The sequence below is a fragment of the [Actinomadura] parvosata subsp. kistnae genome, assembly GCF_900323885.1.
GTDB lineage: Bacteria > Actinomycetota > Actinomycetes > Streptosporangiales > Streptosporangiaceae > Nonomuraea > Nonomuraea composti.
Genome location: NZ_OOHJ01000018.1, coordinates 599,758 through 615,959, shown reverse-complemented (window position 1 = coordinate 615,959; position 16,202 = coordinate 599,758). Strand labels below are relative to the sequence as shown.

Sequence of the window (16,202 nt, the reverse complement as noted above, 5' to 3'; positions counted from 1 at the left end):
CGGGGCTTTCGCCGTCGTGGCGTCCAACCGGGTCAAGGGCAGCCCCGACCGGACGGCCGCCGCGTACTTCGACGCCTGGCGCCGGGGGAACGTCACGGCGATGGAGCGGCTGGTGTACCAGCCGCCGGCCGACTTCTCCGTACGGCATCGCAAGCTGAGCGACGACCTGCACGTGGAGTCGCTGACGCTGACCCCCGGGCAGCTGCGGAGCACCGGCGACGCGACGGCCGAGGTGCCGTTCACCGGGGTGCGCAAGCTGACCGAGCTGGGGGAGTGGCCGTTCGGCAGCACGCTGCGGCTGGCGGTGCGCGACCGTACGTGGAAGGTCTTATGGGCGCCCGAGACGCTGCACCCGCTCCTCAAGGACGGCGGCACGCTGGAGCTGGAGGAGGAGGAGACGTCCGGCGCCGAGCTGGTCACCAGCGAGGGCGACAGGATCCCGAACGACAGCTACGCGGAGGCGTACCTGAACCCGCTCAAGCCGGAGTTCGAGCAGGTCAACTACGGCTGGGCGCTGGTGTCGAAGGTGCCGGGGCAGCCCGACACGACGCTGCTGCGCCGCGCGCCCAAGGCGAACGTCGAGCGCACCACCATCTCGCGGGCCGTCCAGGCGGCGGCCGCGCGGGCGCTGGACGCCGTGGAGGACTCCACGATGATCGTCATCCGGCCGAGCACGGGGGAGATCCTCGCGCTGGCCGACCGCCTGGGGGAGAACTACAGCGCCGTGCGGGACGTGTTCCCGCCGGGCTCGGTGTTCAAGACGATCACGGCGGCGGCGCTGCTCAAGGGCGGGCTCGACCCGGCGGAGCAGGTGGGCTGCCCCGGCACGTACCAGATCCCGTTCCACCGGCCTTTCAGCAACGACGGCGAGGTGGATCGCGGCACGGTCACCTTCACCGACGCGTTCGCCTATTCCTGCAACACGACGTTCGTGGAGCAGGCGACGACCCGGCTGACGGGGGAGGAGCTGCGCAGGACGGCGGACGAGTGGGGCTTCGGCCGGCCGATCGCGACCGGGATCAGCGGTACCTGCGGCACCGTGCCCGAGACCGACGACCTCGACATGCTGGGCGCCGACGCCATCGGTCAGGGCGAGGTCGTCTCCACCCCGCTGTGCATGGCCGCGCTCGCCGCCGCCGTCCAGAGCGGCACCTGGCGCTCGCCCCGGCTGCTGTCGCCCGAGCAGGTGCGCCGGATCGACGGCGCCCCGCACGCGGACGTCCAGATGGACGAGGGCGTCGTGGCGGCGCTCAGGGACATGATGGCGGCCGTCGTCGACTACGGCACGGCCAGCGGCGCGGGGCTCCCCGAGGGCGTGGCGGGCAAGACCGGGACGGCCGAGGTGGAGGGCGAGACGCCGCACGCCTGGTTCATCGGCTACCGCGATGACCTGGCCTTCTGCGTCTTCGTCCGGCACGGCGGATCGGGCCGGTCGGCCGCGGTTCCGATCGCCGCCCGGTTCTTCAAGGGCCTCTGACCTCTGTTCGGCGGGGCGGCACAGGTTCGCGGCTTTTGCAACCTACGGTACCGTAGGTTGCATGACGACCATCACCGTCAAGCCCAGGCTGCGAGGCTGGTTGCACGCCGGAGCGCTGCCCGTGACCCTGATCGCCGGCTTCGTGCTCGTGGCGCTGGGCCCGACCTTGCAGGCGCGGCTGGCCTCGTCGATCTACGCCATCACCTCGGCGCTGCTGTTCGGCATCTCCGCCACCTACCACCGCAGCACGCTGGGCCCCCGGCTGGCGGAGTTCCTGCGCAGGATCGACCACGCGAACATCTACCTGATCATCGCCGGCACCTACACCCCGTTCGCGCTGCTGGCGCTCGACGGCGCGGCCCGCGTGGCGGTGCTCTCCGTCATCTGGGGCGGGGCGCTCGCGGGCGTGCTGTTCCGGGTGTTGTGGATGAACGCGCCGCGCTGGCTCTACACGGTCCTGTACCTGGCGCTGGGCTGGGCCGCGATCTTCGTCATGCCGCAGCTCCTGGAGGGCGCCGGAGTGGTGGCCGTCGTGCTGGTGGCGGTGGGCGGCGTCTTCTACTCGGCCGGAGCCGTCGTGTACGGCCTGCGCCGCCCCGACCCGTCACCCCGCTGGTTCGGCTTCCACGAGGTCTTCCACGCGTTCACGATCGCCGCCTACCTCGTGCAGTACATCGCGGTGTCGATCGTGGTCTACTCCCACGGCTGAGGTCAGAACGTCGTGACCAGCAGGTCGCCCGAGTCGCTGCTCACCTCGATCGAGCGCGGCGCCGAGGGGTCGGAGGTCGCCTTGACCTCCTTGCCGCCCGAGTCGGTCCTGGCCTTGATCGCGTAGGGCCCCTCCGGCGCGCGGACCTCGGTCCTTCCTGAGTCGGTGGTGGCCGTGACCCGGTCCGGCCGCCCCGTGAAGGCCAGCCGCACGTCTCCCGAATCCGTCTTCGTCACGACGCGGCCGGCCGTCAGCCCGTCGGCCTCGATGGTGCCCGAGTCGCTCGTGGCCTCCACTGTGCCCGACAGGCCCTTCAGCGTGATGTCGCCCGAGTCGGTGCCCAGCTTGACGCGCAGCCCCTTGGGCACCTCGACCTGGTAGCCGACGTCGCAGGACACCACGGCGGCGCCGAACCCCCAGCTGGTAGGGCAGGTGAAGGCCAGCTCCAGCGTGTCGCCGCGGACCTCGTGGGTGGTCGTGGGCTTGTCCTTGCTCCAGGTCAGCCGCTCGCTCACGTGGATGCCGGTGCGCTCCGACTCGACCACCTCGATCCGGCCGGAGTCGGTCTCGACGTGCAGGGCCGCCACCTTGTCCGTGACGTCGTACGCCACGGTGTCCTCGTTGTGCTCCGCGATGCCGCAGCCGGTCACCATCGCGGCGAGCCCGAGCAGGCCCGCGATCAACGCCGTTCTCCGCATGCGAGAAACCCTAGGGGGATCGCGGGGCCGGGGCATTGCCGCCCTCACCCTGAAGCACGGTAGTGCCAGCCCTACCGGCCCTTCCCCGGCCGTCAAAAAAGTGATATCACTTTGCTAGCAAGATGAAGTCACCTACAGGGAAGGGGGAAGCGATGGTCAACACACTGGAGGGCAGCGTGGTCGACATGCCCGCGCCGCACACCTACGAGCGGCCGGTCAAGGCCGCCAACGGGTTCGTGATGCTGAGCGTGGCGACCGTGCTGGGGCTAGGCGGGCTCGCGGTGCTCGTCCTGGGCATCGCCATGCTCGCCTCGGACTCAGGGACGGCCGGGCTCGCGCTGCTCGTCCTGGGCGTCCTCGCGACGCTGATCGGGTTCTTCATGCTGTTCGGGCTCACCGCGGTGGCGCCCGGCGAGGCCAGGGTGGTGCAGCTCCTCGGCCGGTACGTCGGCACCCTGCGCACCCCCGGCTTCCAGTGGGTCAACCCGATCACCGTGCGCCGCCGGGTCTCCACCAGGATCCGCAACCACGAGACCGACGTCACCAAGGTCAACGACGCCGACGGCAACCCCATCCAGATCGCCACCGTCGTCGTCTGGCAGGTCCAGGACACCGCGCAGGCCGTGTTCGAGGTGGACGACTTCGTGGAGTTCGTCGCCATCCAGGCCGAGACGGCGGTGCGGCACATCGCCGGCACCTACCCGTACGACGCCCACGGGGAGCCGCGCCTGTCGCTGCGCGACAACGCCGACGAGATCAACGACCAGCTCTCCACGGAGATCGCCGCCCGCGTCGCCTCCGCCGGGGTGAAGGTCATCGAGTCGCGCATCATCCACCTGGCGTACGCGCCCGAGATCGCCCACGCGATGCTGCGCCGCCAGCAGGCCGGCGCGGTCGTGGCGGCCCGGCAGCGGATCGTCGAGGGCGCCGTCGGCATGGTCGAGATGGCCCTGGCCAAGCTCGCCGAGCACGACGTGGTCGAGCTGGACGAGGAGCGCAAGGCGGCCATGGTCAGCAACCTGCTCGTGGTGCTGGTGGGTGATCGCGACACCCAGCCCGTGGTGAACACGGGCACCCTCTACCAGTGATGAGCGAACGCAAGAAGATCCTGCTGCGGCTCGACCCGGTGGTCCACGACGCGCTGTCCAGGTGGGCGTCCGACGAGCTGCGCAGCACCAACTCCCAGATCGAGTTCCTGCTGCGCAGGGCGCTGTCAGAGGCGGGGCGGCTGCCGGAGGGCGTGGGCCGGATCCGCCCGCGCGGCCGGCCCCGCAAGGAGTCAGAGGGGGAAGAAGCGGATGGAGACGCCGGTGAAACAGGATGAGAGCCTGCCGCGCGCGGCCTTCCTGCTGGCCTTCGACCTGCGCAAGGAGCGGCTGGCCAACCGCGGCGAGCTGGGCTACCTGCTGCGCGCCGCGGCCCTGGCCGAGCTGCTGCTGGAGGGGAGCCTGGCCGACGAGTCGGGCAAGGCGCGGGCGGTGCGGCCGCCCGCCGGCGCGCCGAAGGGCTCGCTGCGGACGCTCGTGTGGGAGCAGGTCTCCGCCTCGCGGCCGCGCTCCTGGCGGCACTGGGTCGGCAAGGACCACGCGAAGACGGTGCGCCTCGTGCGCGACGAGCTGGCCGCCGACCGGCTGGTCAAGGTGGAGCGGCACCGGGTGCTGTTCGTCCCCGTGGAGCGGGTGGTGCCGCGCAAGGCGTACCTGACGCGCAGGCTCGCCGAGCGGGTCGGCCGGGCCATCCGCGGGGGCGGCTCGGTCGAGCGGCTGGAGCGGGACGTCCGCGTCCTGGCGGCGCTGGCCGCCGCGGCCCGCATGAAGGACGTGCTGGGCCGGCGCGAGGCGCACCTGCGGCGGCAGCGGATCGAGCAGCTCGCGGCGCCCGTCGAGCCCGTCACCACGGCGCTGCGCAAGAGCATCGAGGCGGCCAGGAGCTCGGCCGCCGGCGGTTGACGCCCCTGTCCCGAGGAGGACGCATGACCACCACGACGGTGGCGCCGGCCCCGCCGCGCGCCACCGAGGAGCGGGCCCTCGCCCCCGACCTGGCCCGCGGCGCGATGCTGCTGGCCATCGCGCTCGCGCACGCGCCCCTGTACGTGACCGACGTCCGGCGCGGCCCCGAGACGCTCAACACGATCACCGACCTCTTCTGCTTCCTCTTCGTCGACAATCACGCGCGGCCGATGTTCGCCTTCCTGTTCGGCTACGCGCTCGTGCAGCTGCTCGGCCGCTCCGGCGCCGATGAGGTGGGCGGCCGCAGGCTGCTGCGCCGGCGCGGCCGGTGGCTCGTCGCCCTCGGCCTCGCGCACGTGGTGCTGCTCGTCCCGCTCGACATCCTCGCCGTCTACGGCCTGGCCTCCATCGTGCTGGCCGGCCTGCCGCGGCGAGGAGACCGGGCCCTGCTGTGGACGGCCGGGCTCACGCTCGTGCCCGCCACCGCCGTTGTCGGGGCCGGCCTGTGGTTCCCGATGTCGCAGGGCCTCCCCACCTACACGGCGGGCAGCGTCGCGGTCGCCGGCGAGGGCTTCTGGGCCCTGCTCGCCGACCGGCTCACGGCCTGGCCCTTCGGCCTGGTGGCCGGCGTCCTCGCGGTCGTGCCCGCCATCGTGCTGGGCATGTGGGCGGCCCGCCGCCGCTACCTGGAGGAGCCCGCCCGGCACCGCCGCCTCCTGCTGCGCACCGCCGTCGCCACCACCGCCGTGTCCGTCGCCGGCTCCCTGCCCGCCGCCCTCGTCCAGATTGGGATGTGGGCCGAGCCGTCACCCGCGGCCCTGTGGGCGGCCGCGCTGGTTCAGCCCCTCACCGGGTACGCGGGCGGCATCGGCCTGGCGGCGCTCGTCGCCCTCGTCGCGATCCGGGCGCAGCGGCGGCGCAGCCGGCTCACCACCATGGTCGAGGCGCTCGGGCGGCGCTCGATGACCATGTACCTCTTCCAGTCCGTGGTGTTCGTCGCCGTCTTCTCCCCGTACGGGCTGGGCCTCCAGGGCCACCTCGGCCTGGCCGGCGCCGCTCTGGTGGCGGCGCTGACGTGGCTGCTCTCGCTGCGCCTGGCCGACCTCATGCGCCGCGTCGGCCACCGGGGCCCGGCCGAGCTCCTGCTGCGGCGCCTCGCCTACCGCTCCTGAGTCGGCTCGGGCCCCAGGTAGGCCAGCACCGCCGCCACCCGCCGGTGCACGTCGCCGCTGTTCTCCAGGCCGAGCTTGGTGAAGATGGCGTTCACGTTCTTCTCCACCGAGGAGATCGACAGGTGCAGGGCCCGCGCGATGGCGGAGTTCGTCCGGCCGTGGGCCATCTCGCGCAGCACGTCCCGCTCCCGCGGGGTCAGGGCCTCCTGCTGGCCCCGCACGTCGCGTCGGGCCAGCAGGCCCTCCACCACCTTCGGGTCGATGACCGAGCCGCCCGAGGCCACCGCCCTGATCGCCCCCAGCAGCTCGTCGAGGTCGCCGACCCGGTCCTTGAGCAGGTACGCGAACCCCTCGGTGCCGTGCTTGAACAGCTCGAACGCGAACAACGCGTCCGAGAACTGCGACAGCACCACCACCCCCACCCGAGGGTGCGCGGAGCGGATGCGGTGGGCGGCGTCGATGCCCTCGAAGCCCTGCCGCCAGTCGCCCCCCGGCATCCGGATGTCGGTGATCACGACGTCGGGGCCGAGCCTGCGGACGGCGTCGAGCAGCTCGTCGGCGTCGCCCACCGCGCCCACGACCGTCACCTCGCCCGACAGCTCCAGCAGCTGCCGGGTGCCCTCGCGCACCAGGTAGTGGTCGTCCGCGACCACCGTACGGATCCGCTCACCCATCGACCGGCACCCACGCCTCCACTCGTGTCCCCTTCCCCGGCTCACTCTGCACGGTCAGGCGCCCGCCCAGCGCGTCCAGCCGGTCCTCCAGCGTGGCCAGGCCCCGGCGGGCCGGCGTGCGCGGGTCGAAGCCCTTGCCGTCGTCGGCCACGGTGGCGCGCAGCCGGCCGCCGTCCAGCGCCAGGCGGACCTCGACGGCGGACGCGGCCGCGTGCTTGAGCGCGTTCGCCACGGCCTCGCTCACCGTGAAGTACATCGCGCCCTCGATCTCGTCGGCGAAGCGCCTGGCCCGCAACGACGGGGGAGAGGCCACCGTCGTCCGTACGGGCAGGCGCGAGCAGCGTTCCTCCACGGCCTCCACCAGGCCGCCCTGGCTGAGCGCCGACGGGTGGATGCCGGCGGCCAGCTCGCGCAGGTCGGCGAGGGTCTGGCGGGCCTGCTCGCGCAGGTTCGCCAGCATCTCGGGGCCCGCGCCGGTCGCCCTGGCCAGCTCCAGGCCGGCGATGAGGGCGACGAGCTGCTGCTGCACGCCGTCGTGGATGTTGCGCTCGATGCGCCGCCGCTCGGCCTCCTGGGCGTTGACCAGGCGGGTGACCAGCCCGGCGCTCTGGATGGCCAGCCCGGCGGGCACGGCCAGCGCCTCCAGGAGCCGCCGGTCCACGCGGGTCAGCGGGCCGGAGTCGCGGGGCCCGCACTCGATGCGGCCGCCGCGTACCGGCAGCTCCAGCACCGGCCGGCCCTCCTGGTCGCCGGAGACGACGCGCGTGCCGTCCGCCAGCGTCACCGCCGCCCACCGCAGGTCCAGCCCGGTCCGTACGGCCGCCGCCAGCCGGGCCAGCTGCTCGACCGGCTCGGGCGTCTGCTCCAGCGCCGTGCCGAGGTCGGACAGCACCTCGTCCACCGTGGGCCGCAGGTCGAACACCAGGTGCAGGCGCGAGCCGCGCAGCCCCACCCGGACGTCGAGCAGCCGGTGCCGCACCACCGCCACCGCGATGGCGGCCGGCAGCGAGCCCACCACGGCCAGCACCCCGACCAGCCCGACGGCCCCGTACCGCAGGCCGCCGAAGTGGAACAGCGACAGCAGCACCGCTCCCACCGCGGTCGCGGCCATGCCGCCGACCATCCAGGCGTACTGGCCGCGCTCCGCCTGTTCGCTGCGCCGCCACCGCACGACCAGGCCGCAGAGCACGACCACCGCCATGACCCACGTGGTGAGCTGCCCGGCCGCCGAGACGAGCGCGCCGGCGAGCTGCACGGGCGACAGCGGCCAGGCGGGCAGGTGGTACGGGTCGTAGCCGTAGGCCACGTTCCCGGCCGCGTGCAGGGCGATCGCGCCGCCCGAGAGCCACGCCACGGCCCGCCACCGGCGGGACGGCAGCCGCCCGTCGGGGAACAGCAGGGGCACGAAGATCCAGGTCAGCCCGTAGAACACGGTGCTGAGCGCGATGAGCGCGGTGAGCAGCACGTGCCCGTCGCCCCGGGCCGACAGGCCGATGCCGAGCACGCTCAGCCCCAGCGACAGGGCGGCGGCCAGCAGCAGCCAGCCGTAGCGCAGCTCGGGCCGCCTGACGGCCAGCAGCCAGCCCAGCGCGGGCAGCGGCAGGCAGAGCACGGCGAACACCCACTGCTGCGGCGGGGCGGGCAGCCCGCTCTCCAGCAGCGGCCCGGCCACCACCCCGCCGGCGGCGATCAACGCCAGCGGCCCGGCCACCAGCCTGGAACTCATAGGGCCCCATCGTGACGAGCTGTTCGGGGGAGCGTCTATGAGGTTATCCGCATATTTCCGGCGGCCTTCCGCACCGTCCCGAACGGCGGCTCACACGGTGGTGCCGGGCGCGCCCGCGCGGGTTGGCTGGAGCCACGAAGCCGACCTCTGAAAGGGAGCCCTCGTCATGCACACTCCGTCGAAGCCCGTGCGGGTCCTCGCGGCGGCCGCGGCGGCGATCGCCCTGACGGCCTGCGCCGGCGGGCCCGTCCACGCCGGCACCACAAACGCGCCGATCGCCGCCACGCCCGAGATCCCCGGCACTCCGGCGGGACGCCAGCTCGGCTGGCTGCTCGACGCGGCCACCCGCGCGCCCGTCGCGGAGAGCGAGCTGTCCGGGCACTTCACCGCCGCCTTCCTCAAGAGCGTGCCGCCCGCGCAGATCAACCAGACCCTGGCCGGCCTCAAGGGCATCCGGCTGGAGCGCGTGGTGTCCTCCAAGAACGGGTACCTGGTCGCGCAGGCCGCCGTGGGCGCCGAGTCGGTCAACATCGTGATCACCGTGGACGCCGCCGGCCTCCTGGTCGGCCTGATGTTCACCCAGCCCGACCCGCGCACCTGGGCCGAGCTGGACGAGCGGCTGCGCGCCATCTCCCCGCAGGCCGGCTTCCTGGCGGCCGAGCTCGCCCCCGACGGCACCTGCCGCCCCGCGCACGCCGTCGCCGCCCGCGAGCGGCGCCCGCTCGGCTCCATGGTCAAGCTGTACGTGCTGGGCGCCGTGGCCGAACGCGTCAGGAGCGGCGCCCTCGGCTGGGACACCAAGCTCACGATCAAGTCCGAGCTGAAGAGCCTGCCGTCGGGCGAGCTGCAGAACCGCCCCGACGGCAGCCAGGTCACCGTGCTGGAGGCCGCCAAGCTGATGATCTCCATCAGCGACAACACCGCCACCGACCTGCTGATCCACAAGGTGGGCCGCAAGGCGGTCGAGCGCACCATGCGCGCGTGGGGCGTCCGCGACGAGCGCAACGTGCCGCTGCTGACCACGCGCGACATGTTCGTGCTCAAGGGCGCCGGTTACCCCGGCCACGCCAGGCGGTACCTCTCGCTCGGCGACGCCAAGCAGCGGGCCTACCTGGAGAAGGTCGTGGCCGCGGTGCCGCTGTCGAAGGTCGGCATGTGGACCGAGCCGCGCGAGCTGGGCTCCCTGGAGTGGTACGCCTCCCCGGAGGAGGTCTGCCGGGCGTACGCGGGCCTGGTGAAACAGGGCGACCGGCGGATCGGCGAGATCATGTCGATCAACGACGCCGGGGTCGGGCTGGACCCGGCGCGGTGGCCGGTCCGGTGGTTCAAGGGCGGGTCGGAGCCGGGGGTGTCGGACCTGAGCTTCCTCGCGCGTACGCCGGAGGGGAAGGCGTACGTCGTCACCACCATGGCCACCGACCCCGGCAAGCCGCTCAAGCCGCAGACGACCGACGAGCAGCTCGGCGTGGTCCGCGCCGCCTTCGGTTTGGTGAAGGGCTCATGATCACCTGGGCCTGATCATCTGGGCCTGGTCGCCCGGGCCTGCTCACCTGGCCTGGTCGCCTGGGGCTGATCGCCGACATTTGACCCACTGCTGGTCTGTTTCCGGGCAAAAGCCGGAAAGCAGACCAGCATGGGGGAACTCTCGCGGACATGGTGGCTGCTGCTCATCAGGGGCCTGGCGGCCGTCATCTTCGGCATCCTGGCCCTCATCTGGCCGGGCATCACGCTGCTCGTCCTGGTGACCTTCTTCGGCGCGTACGCCCTCGTCAGCGGCATCTTCGCGCTGTTCGCCGGATTCCGGCACGGCACCCGCTCGCGCGCCTGGCTCCTCACCTCCGGCGTCATCGGCATCCTGGCCGGCATCGTCGCGTTCGTCTGGCCCGGCATCACCTCTCTCGCCCTGCTCTACGTCGTGGCATTCTGGGCGATACTGACCGGCGTCTCCGAGATCGTGGCGGGCATCCACCTGCGCAAGCTCATCGACAACGAGTGGATGTTCATCGTCGGCGGCGCGCTGTCAGTGATCTTCGGCGTACTCCTGCTCATCTGGCCGGGCGCCGGCCTGCTCAGCCTCGTCTGGCTGATCGGCGCCTTCGCCGTCCTGTACGGCATCGCGATGATCGCGCTGTCGCTACGGGTGAAGAACTTCACGCCGAAGGCAGGTGTGCCGTAAATTTTCAATATATAGCCGTGTTCCGCAAGAGGAATGCCAGGCTTCCACCCACTGTGGAGGTGCCATGGACGTACACACCCGCCTTGCCCGCCACCTGCTCGTCGACGGCTACCGCCTCGTGCTCGACCTGGAGCTCAGCCACGGCTCCTGGCTGGTCGACGCCCGCGACGGCCGCCGCTACCTCGACTTCTACACCTTCTTCGCCTCGGCCCCCCTCGGGGTGAACCCGCCCTTCGACCCCGACCACGCCCGCCTGCTCGGCCAGGTGGCCCGCAACAAACCGGCCAACCCCGACATCTACACCGAGCACCTGGCGGACTTCGTCGACACCTTCGTCCGCGTCCTGGGCGACCCCGACCTGCCCCACCTGTTCTTCGTCGAGGGCGGCGCCCTGGCCGTCGAGAACGCGCTCAAGACCGCGTTCGACTGGAAGAGCCGCCGCAACGAGGCCGCCGGACGCTCCCGCGACCTCGGCACCAAGGTCATGCACCTGACGAAGGCGTTCCACGGCCGCAGCGGCTACACGCTGAGCCTCACCAACACCGAGCCGGGCAAGACCGACCGGTTCCCCAAGTTCGACTGGCCGCGCATCGACGTGCCCGCCATCCACTTCGGCGACGTCGAGGCCGCCGAGGAGCGGGCGCTGGCGCAGGCGCGCGCGGCGTTCGAACGGCACCCGCACGACATCGCCTGCTTCATCGCCGAGCCCATCCAGGGCGAGGGCGGCGACAACCACATGCGGTCCGAGTTCCTCCAGGCCATGCAGCGCCTGTGCCACGAGCACGACGCGTTGTTCGTCCTCGACGAGGTGCAGACCGGCGGCGGCACCACCGGCACGCCGTGGGCCTACCAGCAGCTCGGGCTGGCGCCGGACATCGTCGCGTTCGCCAAGAAGGTGCAGGTCGGCGGCATCATGGCCGGCCGCAGGGTGGACGAGGTGCCCGGGAACGTCTTCCAGCAGAGCGGCCGGATCAACTCCACCTGGGGCGGCGGCCTGGTCGACATGGTGCGCAGCCGCGGCCTCCTGGAGATCATCGAGCGTGACGGGCTGATCGCGCGCGCCGCCACCGTCGGCGGCGTCCTGCTCGAACGGCTGTCCAAGCTGGAGGCCGAGCGCCCGCAATCCCTGTCGAACGTGCGCGGCCGCGGCATGATGTGCGCCTTCGACCTGCCCGACCAGGCCACCCGCGACGCGCTGGTGACCCGGTTGCGGGAGGAGCACGGCGTGCTGGTGCTGCCCTGCGGCCCCACGTCCGTACGGCTGCGCCCCGCGCTCAACATCCCCGAGGCCGACCTCGACCTCGGCCTGGCCGCGCTGTCGGCCGCCCTGTAACGGTGGTGCTCACTGGGTGACGCTGGCCCGGCTGCGATGCGGGCCGGCGTACCTCCAGAAGAAGTTGAGCAGCACGCTCAGCCGGTTGCGCCCGCCCAGCAGGTACGCCACGTGAATGAAGATCCACGCCAGCCAGGCGGGCAGCCCGCGCACCGTCAGCCCGTTCTCCAGCTGCAGCACCGCCTCGGCCTTCCCGACCGTCGCCATGATCCCCGGATCCCGGTACGAGAACGGCCGCGGCTGCCCGCCCTTGGCCATCGCGGCGATCTGCTTGCCGATGTGCTTGCCCATCTGGATCGCCGGCTGCGCGAGCTGCGGCAGCGGATGCGGCGGCCCCGCCAGGTCGCCGGCCACGAAGATCTCCGGCCGCCCCGGCACGTTCAGCGCCTCGGTGACCGTGATCCGGCCGCCCTTGCCCTGCTCCAGCCCCCACGAACCCACCTCGGGCGGCGCGGTGACGCCCAGCGCCCACACCGTCACGTCGCTGGCCAGCCGCGTGCCGTCCTCCAGCAGCACCGCGTCCGGCTCCACGCCCGCCACCGTGGAGCCCAGCCGCAGCCGCACCCCCCGCTTGCGCAGCGCCTGCGCCGCCGCGTCACGCAACCGCGGCTTGTACGGCGCCAGCACGTAGTCGAAGCGCTCCACCAGCGTCACGCTCGTCTGGTCCGGCCGCACCTCAGGATGCGTCAGCGGCAGCGTCTTGCGGCGCAGCTCCGCCAGTGTGCCCGCCGTCTCGACCCCGGTCGCGCCCGCCCCGACCACCACCACGTGCGTGCTCTCCCGCCGGCCCGCCGCGGTGTCCTCCAGGTAGTGCTGCAACCGCCGCCGCAGGGCCGCCGCGTCGCCGAGCGAGTAGATCGGCAACGAGTTCTCCCGCGCGCCCGGCACGTTCAGCCAGTTCGTGGTCACGCCCGTGGCGAGCACCAGATAGTCGTAGTCGAGCGACCCGCCGTCGTCCAGCTCCACCCGCCGCTCGTCCGGCAGCAGCTTGCTCAACGCGGCCCGGCGGGCCCGCACATTCGGCCACTTCGCGGCGAACGTCCTGATCGGGTACGACACGTCGCCCGTGCCCATCCCGGCCGTCGCCACCTGATAGAGGAGGGGTTGAAAGGTCGCGTACGGGTTCCGGTCGACCAGCGTCACCAGCGCTCCCGCCCTGGCCAGCTCCCGCGTCGCGGCCAGCCCGGCGAAGCCGGCCCCCACGACGACGACCCGCGCTCTCTGCACCATGATCTCTCCTTCCCCCGCAACGGGCTCATGGATGTCAATGGCACCACCAGCTTCTCTTAAACCCGCCCAGTGCCGGAAGCGCCCGAAACGTCTGGTCCCGCACACCTCGGGGAAAGGCGGTTACCGTGACCACGAAGGAGGAGATCGCCGCATGTCTCAGCAGGTAACCACCATCGAACGCCTCGGCCGCCGCATCGCGCGGCGACGCGACGAACTCGGCCTCACCCGCGAAGAACTCGCCGAACGCACCGGCATCGAGGCCGGCTACATCACCTACCTGGAGGACGGCCCCTCCATCCGCGAGACACTCACCAAACTCGCCTCCGCCCTCGACACCACCGTGGAGGGCCTGCTCGGCGAGGTCACCGAAACCCCGTCCGGCACCGGCCCCGCCTCCCCCCACCCCGAACTCGTCACCCTGTCCGAATCCGAATGCCTCCACCTGCTGCGGCCCGGCGGCGTCGGCCGCATCGCCTTCGACGGCCGCTACGGCCCCACCGTCCTGCCCGTCAACTTCCGGCTGAGCGACGGCGCCATCGTCTTCCGCACCGAACCCGGCGGCACCACCGACCAGGACCTGCGCACCGGGATGCAGGACGTGGAATACAAGGTGGCCTTCGAAGTCGACCGCATCGAGGAACTGACCCGCGGCGGCTGGAGCGTCCTCGCCCAAGGCTCCCTGCACCACGTCACGGAAGCCGACGAACGCGCCGCCGCCGTCGCCACCGGCGTGGAACCCTGGGTGGGCGGGGAACGCGGGCAGTACCTCAAAATCATCCCCACCCGCCTCACGGGCCGCCGCATCAAACCCGGCTGACCCTGATCACGACACCATCAGAAACACCGGAACCCCGACCACCACCATCGCCCACCCGGAGGTGAGCGCAATCCCGAACCCCCGCCTGCACGGCTCCCTGGACCCCGCCAGCAGCGCCGAGCCCAGGATCCCCGCTACCAGCCCGACGGCCGCCAGCACGACCAGCAGCCTGGGGTCGTCCACGAGGTAGAGCACGACGTAGAGCGCCATCACACCGACGTTGGTGGCGGTAAGGGCGAGCATCACGGCGACAACCATCGCCACCCCACCGGCGGCCCCAACCCAAAAACGCGTCCTGTCCACCCTCCTATGATCACCCCCCGGCCCCCTACCGCCACGCCCGACCCCACCCCGGCACCGCACCGGCGGGACAGCGTACGACGGGGCCCAGCGCAAGACGCACGGCGGCCAGGCTGGTGCCGTGACGAGGTCCGGGGTGCGGGGTGGCGTTGCGATGCGGGCCGGTTGGCGTCGCGATGCGGCCGGTTGGCGTCGCGACGCAAGCTCGGTGGTGCTGTGGTCGCGGCTCGGGCCTTTCCGGCGCCGCGTCGGCGGGACGGTGTGCGGCGGGGCCCGGCGCAACGCGGACGGCGGCCAGCCTGGTGCTGGGCTGTGCGGCACGCGTGGGTGCGGGTCGCTGCGGGGCCGTCGTGACGCGGGCGCCCGTCTCCGCGCCGCGACGTGGGTTGGTCCTGGCGCCGCGTCGGCGGGACGGTGTGCGGCGGGGTCCGGCGCAATGTGCGCGGCGGCTGGCCTGGTGCCGTGACGCGGTCCCGGGTGCGTGGTGGCGGGGCGCTGGGGGCCGGTCCTGGCGTCGCGACGCAAGCCCCGGTGGCCTGTGGTCGCGGCTCGGGCGTTTCTGGCGCCGCGTCGGCGGGACGGTGTGCGGCGGGGTCCGGCGCAAGGCGCACGGTGGCCAGCCTGGTGGTGCACATGGCGCGCCGTGGATGGTGGCCATACAGGGACGGACCGTCCGCGGTGGCCGTAACAAGCGTGGCCGTGCCGGGTCGCGGGCGCGTGTTGGGGTGGCCTCCGGGCTGGGCGTGGGGGCCCGGAGGTGGGTGAGAGCTGTGGCCGATCGCTACTGCCGGCGTGACCGCCAGAGCCCGATGGCGGTGACCCTCGAGTCGACCCCGAGTTTGGCGTAGATCCGGTTGACGTGGTTCTTGACTGTCTTCTCGCTGAGGAACAGTCGTTGTGCGATCTGGCCGTTGGACTGGCCTGTGGCGATCAGGTCCATGACCTCGGCCTCGCGCTTGCTCAAGGACGTGAACACGCTATCGAAAGCTGCGTCGTCGACTCTCATCCGGCCTCCGGGGGCGCGCAGACTGTCAAGATCGCCGATGGCCCCCGTGCTGCCGGCGTTAGCGTTAGACAGCGAGCATAACCCGCATTGTCATGATTTGGGGGGTTGCTCGGAAGAAAACGCGAACGGCCGGTCCTCATGGACCGGCCGTTCGGCTTGGGGTGAGTGAAGGGACTTGAACCCTCGACATCCAGGACCACAACCTGGCGCTCTGCCAACTGAGCTACACCCACCACGGCCACCCGTTGTCGTGGCGGCACAGGAAAAGTGTAGCGGGATTCGGGAGTCTTTACGCCACTGGTTTAGCCCGTGACACGCTCGGCGAGTGCTCTCGCGGTGGCCGAGTCGGGGCCGGGCTGGCCCACGAAGATGGCCGAGCGGTAGTAGCGCAGCTCCCTGATGCTCTCGGTGATATCGGCCAGAGCACGGTGTCCGCCCTGCTTTTCGGGCGCGGCGAAGTAGACCCGCGGGTACCACCGCCGGACGAGCTCCTTGATCGACGACACGTCGACCATCCGATAGTGCAAATAGGCATCCACCCCGGGCATGTCGCGCGCGATGAACGTGCGGTCGGTGCCGATGGAGTTGCCGCACAGCGGTGCCTTCTTCGGCTCGGGCACGTGGCGGCGGATGTAGTCGAGCACCAGCGACTCCGCCTCGGACAGCGTCACGCCGCCCGCCAGCTCGGGCAGCAGCCCCGAGGCGGTGTGCATCTCGCGTACGACCTGCGACATCTGCTCCAGTGACTCCGGCGGCGGCTTGATGACCACGTCGACGCCCTCGTCCAGCTGATTGAGCTCGCTGTCGGTGATGACGCACGCCACTTCGACGAGCGCGTCGCGGCTCAGGTCGAGCCCGGTCATCTCGCAGTCGATCCAGACCAGCAAGTCACTCATTCGATCTCCTCGCCCAGCGGCTCGGAGCAATCCGCCCGC

Annotated in this window: 17 protein-coding genes and 1 tRNA gene; 10 read left to right on the top strand and 8 right to left on the bottom strand. The window is 72.0% G+C overall.

What is annotated here, in order from left to right; genetic code table 11:
• Window positions 1-16: 16 nt before the first annotated feature.
• Complete coding sequence (locus KIS93_RS22925) at window positions 17-1,477, top strand: penicillin-binding transpeptidase domain-containing protein (RefSeq protein ID WP_186404396.1); 1,461 nt, start codon at window positions 17-19, stop codon at window positions 1,475-1,477.
• A gap of 61 nt (window positions 1,478-1,538) precedes the next feature.
• The gene (gene trhA, locus KIS93_RS22920) at window positions 1,539-2,186 is read left to right on the top strand and encodes a PAQR family membrane homeostasis protein TrhA (RefSeq protein ID WP_080045720.1); all 648 of its coding nucleotides are present in this window, start codon (window positions 1,539-1,541) and stop codon (window positions 2,184-2,186) included.
• A gap of 2 nt (window positions 2,187-2,188) precedes the next feature.
• On the opposite strand, the gene KIS93_RS22915 is transcribed toward trhA, so the two are convergent.
• A complete protein-coding gene (locus tag KIS93_RS22915) occupies window positions 2,189-2,884 on the bottom strand; it encodes a DUF4097 family beta strand repeat-containing protein (RefSeq protein ID WP_186404395.1) in 696 nt (231 codons plus the stop codon).
• Window positions 2,885-3,036: 152 nt separating this feature from the next.
• Between KIS93_RS22915 and KIS93_RS22910 the strand changes: the two genes are divergently transcribed.
• Genes KIS93_RS22910 through KIS93_RS22895 form a run of 4 tightly spaced genes read left to right on the top strand, consistent with a single transcriptional unit; the run spans window position 3,037 to window position 6,005 of the window.
• Window positions 3,037-3,972 (top strand): SPFH domain-containing protein, encoded by a 936-nt coding sequence (locus tag KIS93_RS22910; RefSeq protein ID WP_155129230.1) that lies wholly within the window; start codon window positions 3,037-3,039, stop codon window positions 3,970-3,972.
• Window positions 3,972-4,208, top strand: coding sequence for a type II toxin-antitoxin system antitoxin (locus tag KIS93_RS22905; RefSeq protein WP_080047564.1), 237 nt, complete (start codon window positions 3,972-3,974; stop codon window positions 4,206-4,208). The genes KIS93_RS22910 and KIS93_RS22905 overlap by 1 nt, the downstream gene beginning before the upstream one ends.
• Window positions 4,195-4,833, top strand: coding sequence for a GPP34 family phosphoprotein (locus KIS93_RS22900; RefSeq protein ID WP_186404394.1), 639 nt, complete (start codon window positions 4,195-4,197; stop codon window positions 4,831-4,833). Before KIS93_RS22905 ends, KIS93_RS22900 begins: the two co-directional genes overlap by 14 nt.
• Window positions 4,834-4,856: 23 nt before the next feature.
• Window positions 4,857-6,005 carry a DUF418 domain-containing protein gene (locus tag KIS93_RS22895; protein WP_080045724.1) on the top strand — a complete coding sequence of 383 codons (1,149 nt, stop codon included), beginning with the start codon at window positions 4,857-4,859 and terminating at the stop codon, window positions 6,003-6,005.
• Here the strand turns inward: KIS93_RS22895 and KIS93_RS22890 are convergent.
• Together KIS93_RS22890 and KIS93_RS22885 are read right to left on the bottom strand one after the other, a co-directional pair.
• Window positions 5,993-6,679 (bottom strand): response regulator transcription factor, encoded by a 687-nt coding sequence (locus tag KIS93_RS22890; RefSeq protein WP_080045725.1) that lies wholly within the window; start codon window positions 6,677-6,679, stop codon window positions 5,993-5,995. The genes KIS93_RS22895 and KIS93_RS22890 overlap by 13 nt on opposite strands.
• On the bottom strand, window positions 6,672-8,405 hold the full coding sequence (locus KIS93_RS22885) for a sensor histidine kinase (RefSeq protein ID WP_080045726.1): 1,734 nt from the start codon (window positions 8,403-8,405) through the stop codon (window positions 6,672-6,674). The genes KIS93_RS22890 and KIS93_RS22885 overlap by 8 nt, the downstream gene beginning before the upstream one ends.
• A 166-nt stretch (window positions 8,406-8,571) precedes the next feature.
• On the opposite strand from KIS93_RS22885, the gene KIS93_RS22880 reads away from it, so the two are divergent.
• The 3 genes from KIS93_RS22880 to lat all read left to right on the top strand — a co-directional run bounded on the left by KIS93_RS22880 (window position 8,572) and on the right by lat (window position 11,914).
• A complete protein-coding gene (locus KIS93_RS22880) occupies window positions 8,572-9,909 on the top strand; it encodes a serine hydrolase (protein ID WP_080045727.1) in 1,338 nt (445 codons plus the stop codon).
• A gap of 129 nt (window positions 9,910-10,038) precedes the next feature.
• The gene (locus tag KIS93_RS22875) at window positions 10,039-10,581 is read left to right on the top strand and encodes an HdeD family acid-resistance protein (protein ID WP_080045728.1); all 543 of its coding nucleotides are present in this window, start codon (window positions 10,039-10,041) and stop codon (window positions 10,579-10,581) included.
• Window positions 10,582-10,645: 64 nt separating this feature from the next.
• Window positions 10,646-11,914, top strand: a complete 1,269-nt coding sequence (gene lat, locus KIS93_RS22870; RefSeq protein WP_080045729.1) for an L-lysine 6-transaminase — start codon at window positions 10,646-10,648, stop codon at window positions 11,912-11,914.
• A gap of 9 nt (window positions 11,915-11,923) precedes the next feature.
• Here the strand turns inward: lat and KIS93_RS22865 are convergent, their stop codons facing one another.
• Window positions 11,924-13,144: an NAD(P)/FAD-dependent oxidoreductase gene (locus tag KIS93_RS22865; protein WP_080045730.1), complete on the bottom strand. Its 1,221-nt coding sequence runs from the start codon at window positions 13,142-13,144 to the stop codon at window positions 11,924-11,926.
• Window positions 13,145-13,295: 151 nt separating this feature from the next.
• On the opposite strand from KIS93_RS22865, the gene KIS93_RS22860 reads away from it, so the two are divergent.
• A complete protein-coding gene (locus tag KIS93_RS22860; RefSeq protein WP_080045731.1) occupies window positions 13,296-13,961 on the top strand; it encodes a helix-turn-helix domain-containing protein in 666 nt (221 codons plus the stop codon).
• Window positions 13,962-13,967: 6 nt separating this feature from the next.
• On the opposite strand, the gene KIS93_RS22855 is transcribed toward KIS93_RS22860, so the two are convergent.
• The 4 genes from KIS93_RS22855 to orn form a co-directional block, all read right to left on the bottom strand.
• The gene (locus KIS93_RS22855) at window positions 13,968-14,207 is read right to left on the bottom strand and encodes a hypothetical protein (RefSeq protein WP_155129233.1); all 240 of its coding nucleotides are present in this window, start codon (window positions 14,205-14,207) and stop codon (window positions 13,968-13,970) included.
• Between the two features lie 835 nt (window positions 14,208-15,042).
• Entirely contained in the window at window positions 15,043-15,225 is a 183-nt protein-coding gene (locus KIS93_RS22850) for a LuxR C-terminal-related transcriptional regulator (RefSeq protein WP_240972793.1), read from the bottom strand.
• Between the two features lie 199 nt (window positions 15,226-15,424).
• A tRNA-His gene (locus KIS93_RS22845) sits at window positions 15,425-15,500 on the bottom strand.
• 69 nt (window positions 15,501-15,569) lie between these two features.
• Window positions 15,570-16,163 (bottom strand): oligoribonuclease, encoded by a 594-nt coding sequence (orn, locus tag KIS93_RS22840; protein ID WP_080045734.1) that lies wholly within the window; start codon window positions 16,161-16,163, stop codon window positions 15,570-15,572.
• Window positions 16,164-16,202: the final 39 nt, after the last annotated feature.

Coding starts and splice junctions, on each gene's coding strand:
- KIS93_RS22895 (WP_080045724.1), top strand. CDS start 4,857: ATGACCACCACGACGGTGGCGCCGGCCCCGCCGCGCGCCACCGAGGAG.
- KIS93_RS22865 (WP_080045730.1), bottom strand. CDS start 13,144: ATGGTGCAGAGAGCGCGGGTCGTCGTCGTGGGGGCCGGCTTCGCCGGG.
- trhA (WP_080045720.1), top strand. CDS start 1,539: ATGACGACCATCACCGTCAAGCCCAGGCTGCGAGGCTGGTTGCACGCC.
- KIS93_RS22890 (WP_080045725.1), bottom strand. CDS start 6,679: ATGGGTGAGCGGATCCGTACGGTGGTCGCGGACGACCACTACCTGGTG.
- KIS93_RS22885 (WP_080045726.1), bottom strand. CDS start 8,405: ATGAGTTCCAGGCTGGTGGCCGGGCCGCTGGCGTTGATCGCCGCCGGC.
- KIS93_RS22860 (WP_080045731.1), top strand. CDS start 13,296: ATGTCTCAGCAGGTAACCACCATCGAACGCCTCGGCCGCCGCATCGCG.
- orn (WP_080045734.1), bottom strand. CDS start 16,163: ATGAGTGACTTGCTGGTCTGGATCGACTGCGAGATGACCGGGCTCGAC.
- KIS93_RS22875 (WP_080045728.1), top strand. CDS start 10,039: ATGGGGGAACTCTCGCGGACATGGTGGCTGCTGCTCATCAGGGGCCTG.
- lat (WP_080045729.1), top strand. CDS start 10,646: ATGGACGTACACACCCGCCTTGCCCGCCACCTGCTCGTCGACGGCTAC.
- KIS93_RS22910 (WP_155129230.1), top strand. CDS start 3,037: ATGGTCAACACACTGGAGGGCAGCGTGGTCGACATGCCCGCGCCGCAC.
- KIS93_RS22905 (WP_080047564.1), top strand. CDS start 3,972: ATGAGCGAACGCAAGAAGATCCTGCTGCGGCTCGACCCGGTGGTCCAC.
- KIS93_RS22915 (WP_186404395.1), bottom strand. CDS start 2,884: ATGCGGAGAACGGCGTTGATCGCGGGCCTGCTCGGGCTCGCCGCGATG.
- KIS93_RS22880 (WP_080045727.1), top strand. CDS start 8,572: ATGCACACTCCGTCGAAGCCCGTGCGGGTCCTCGCGGCGGCCGCGGCG.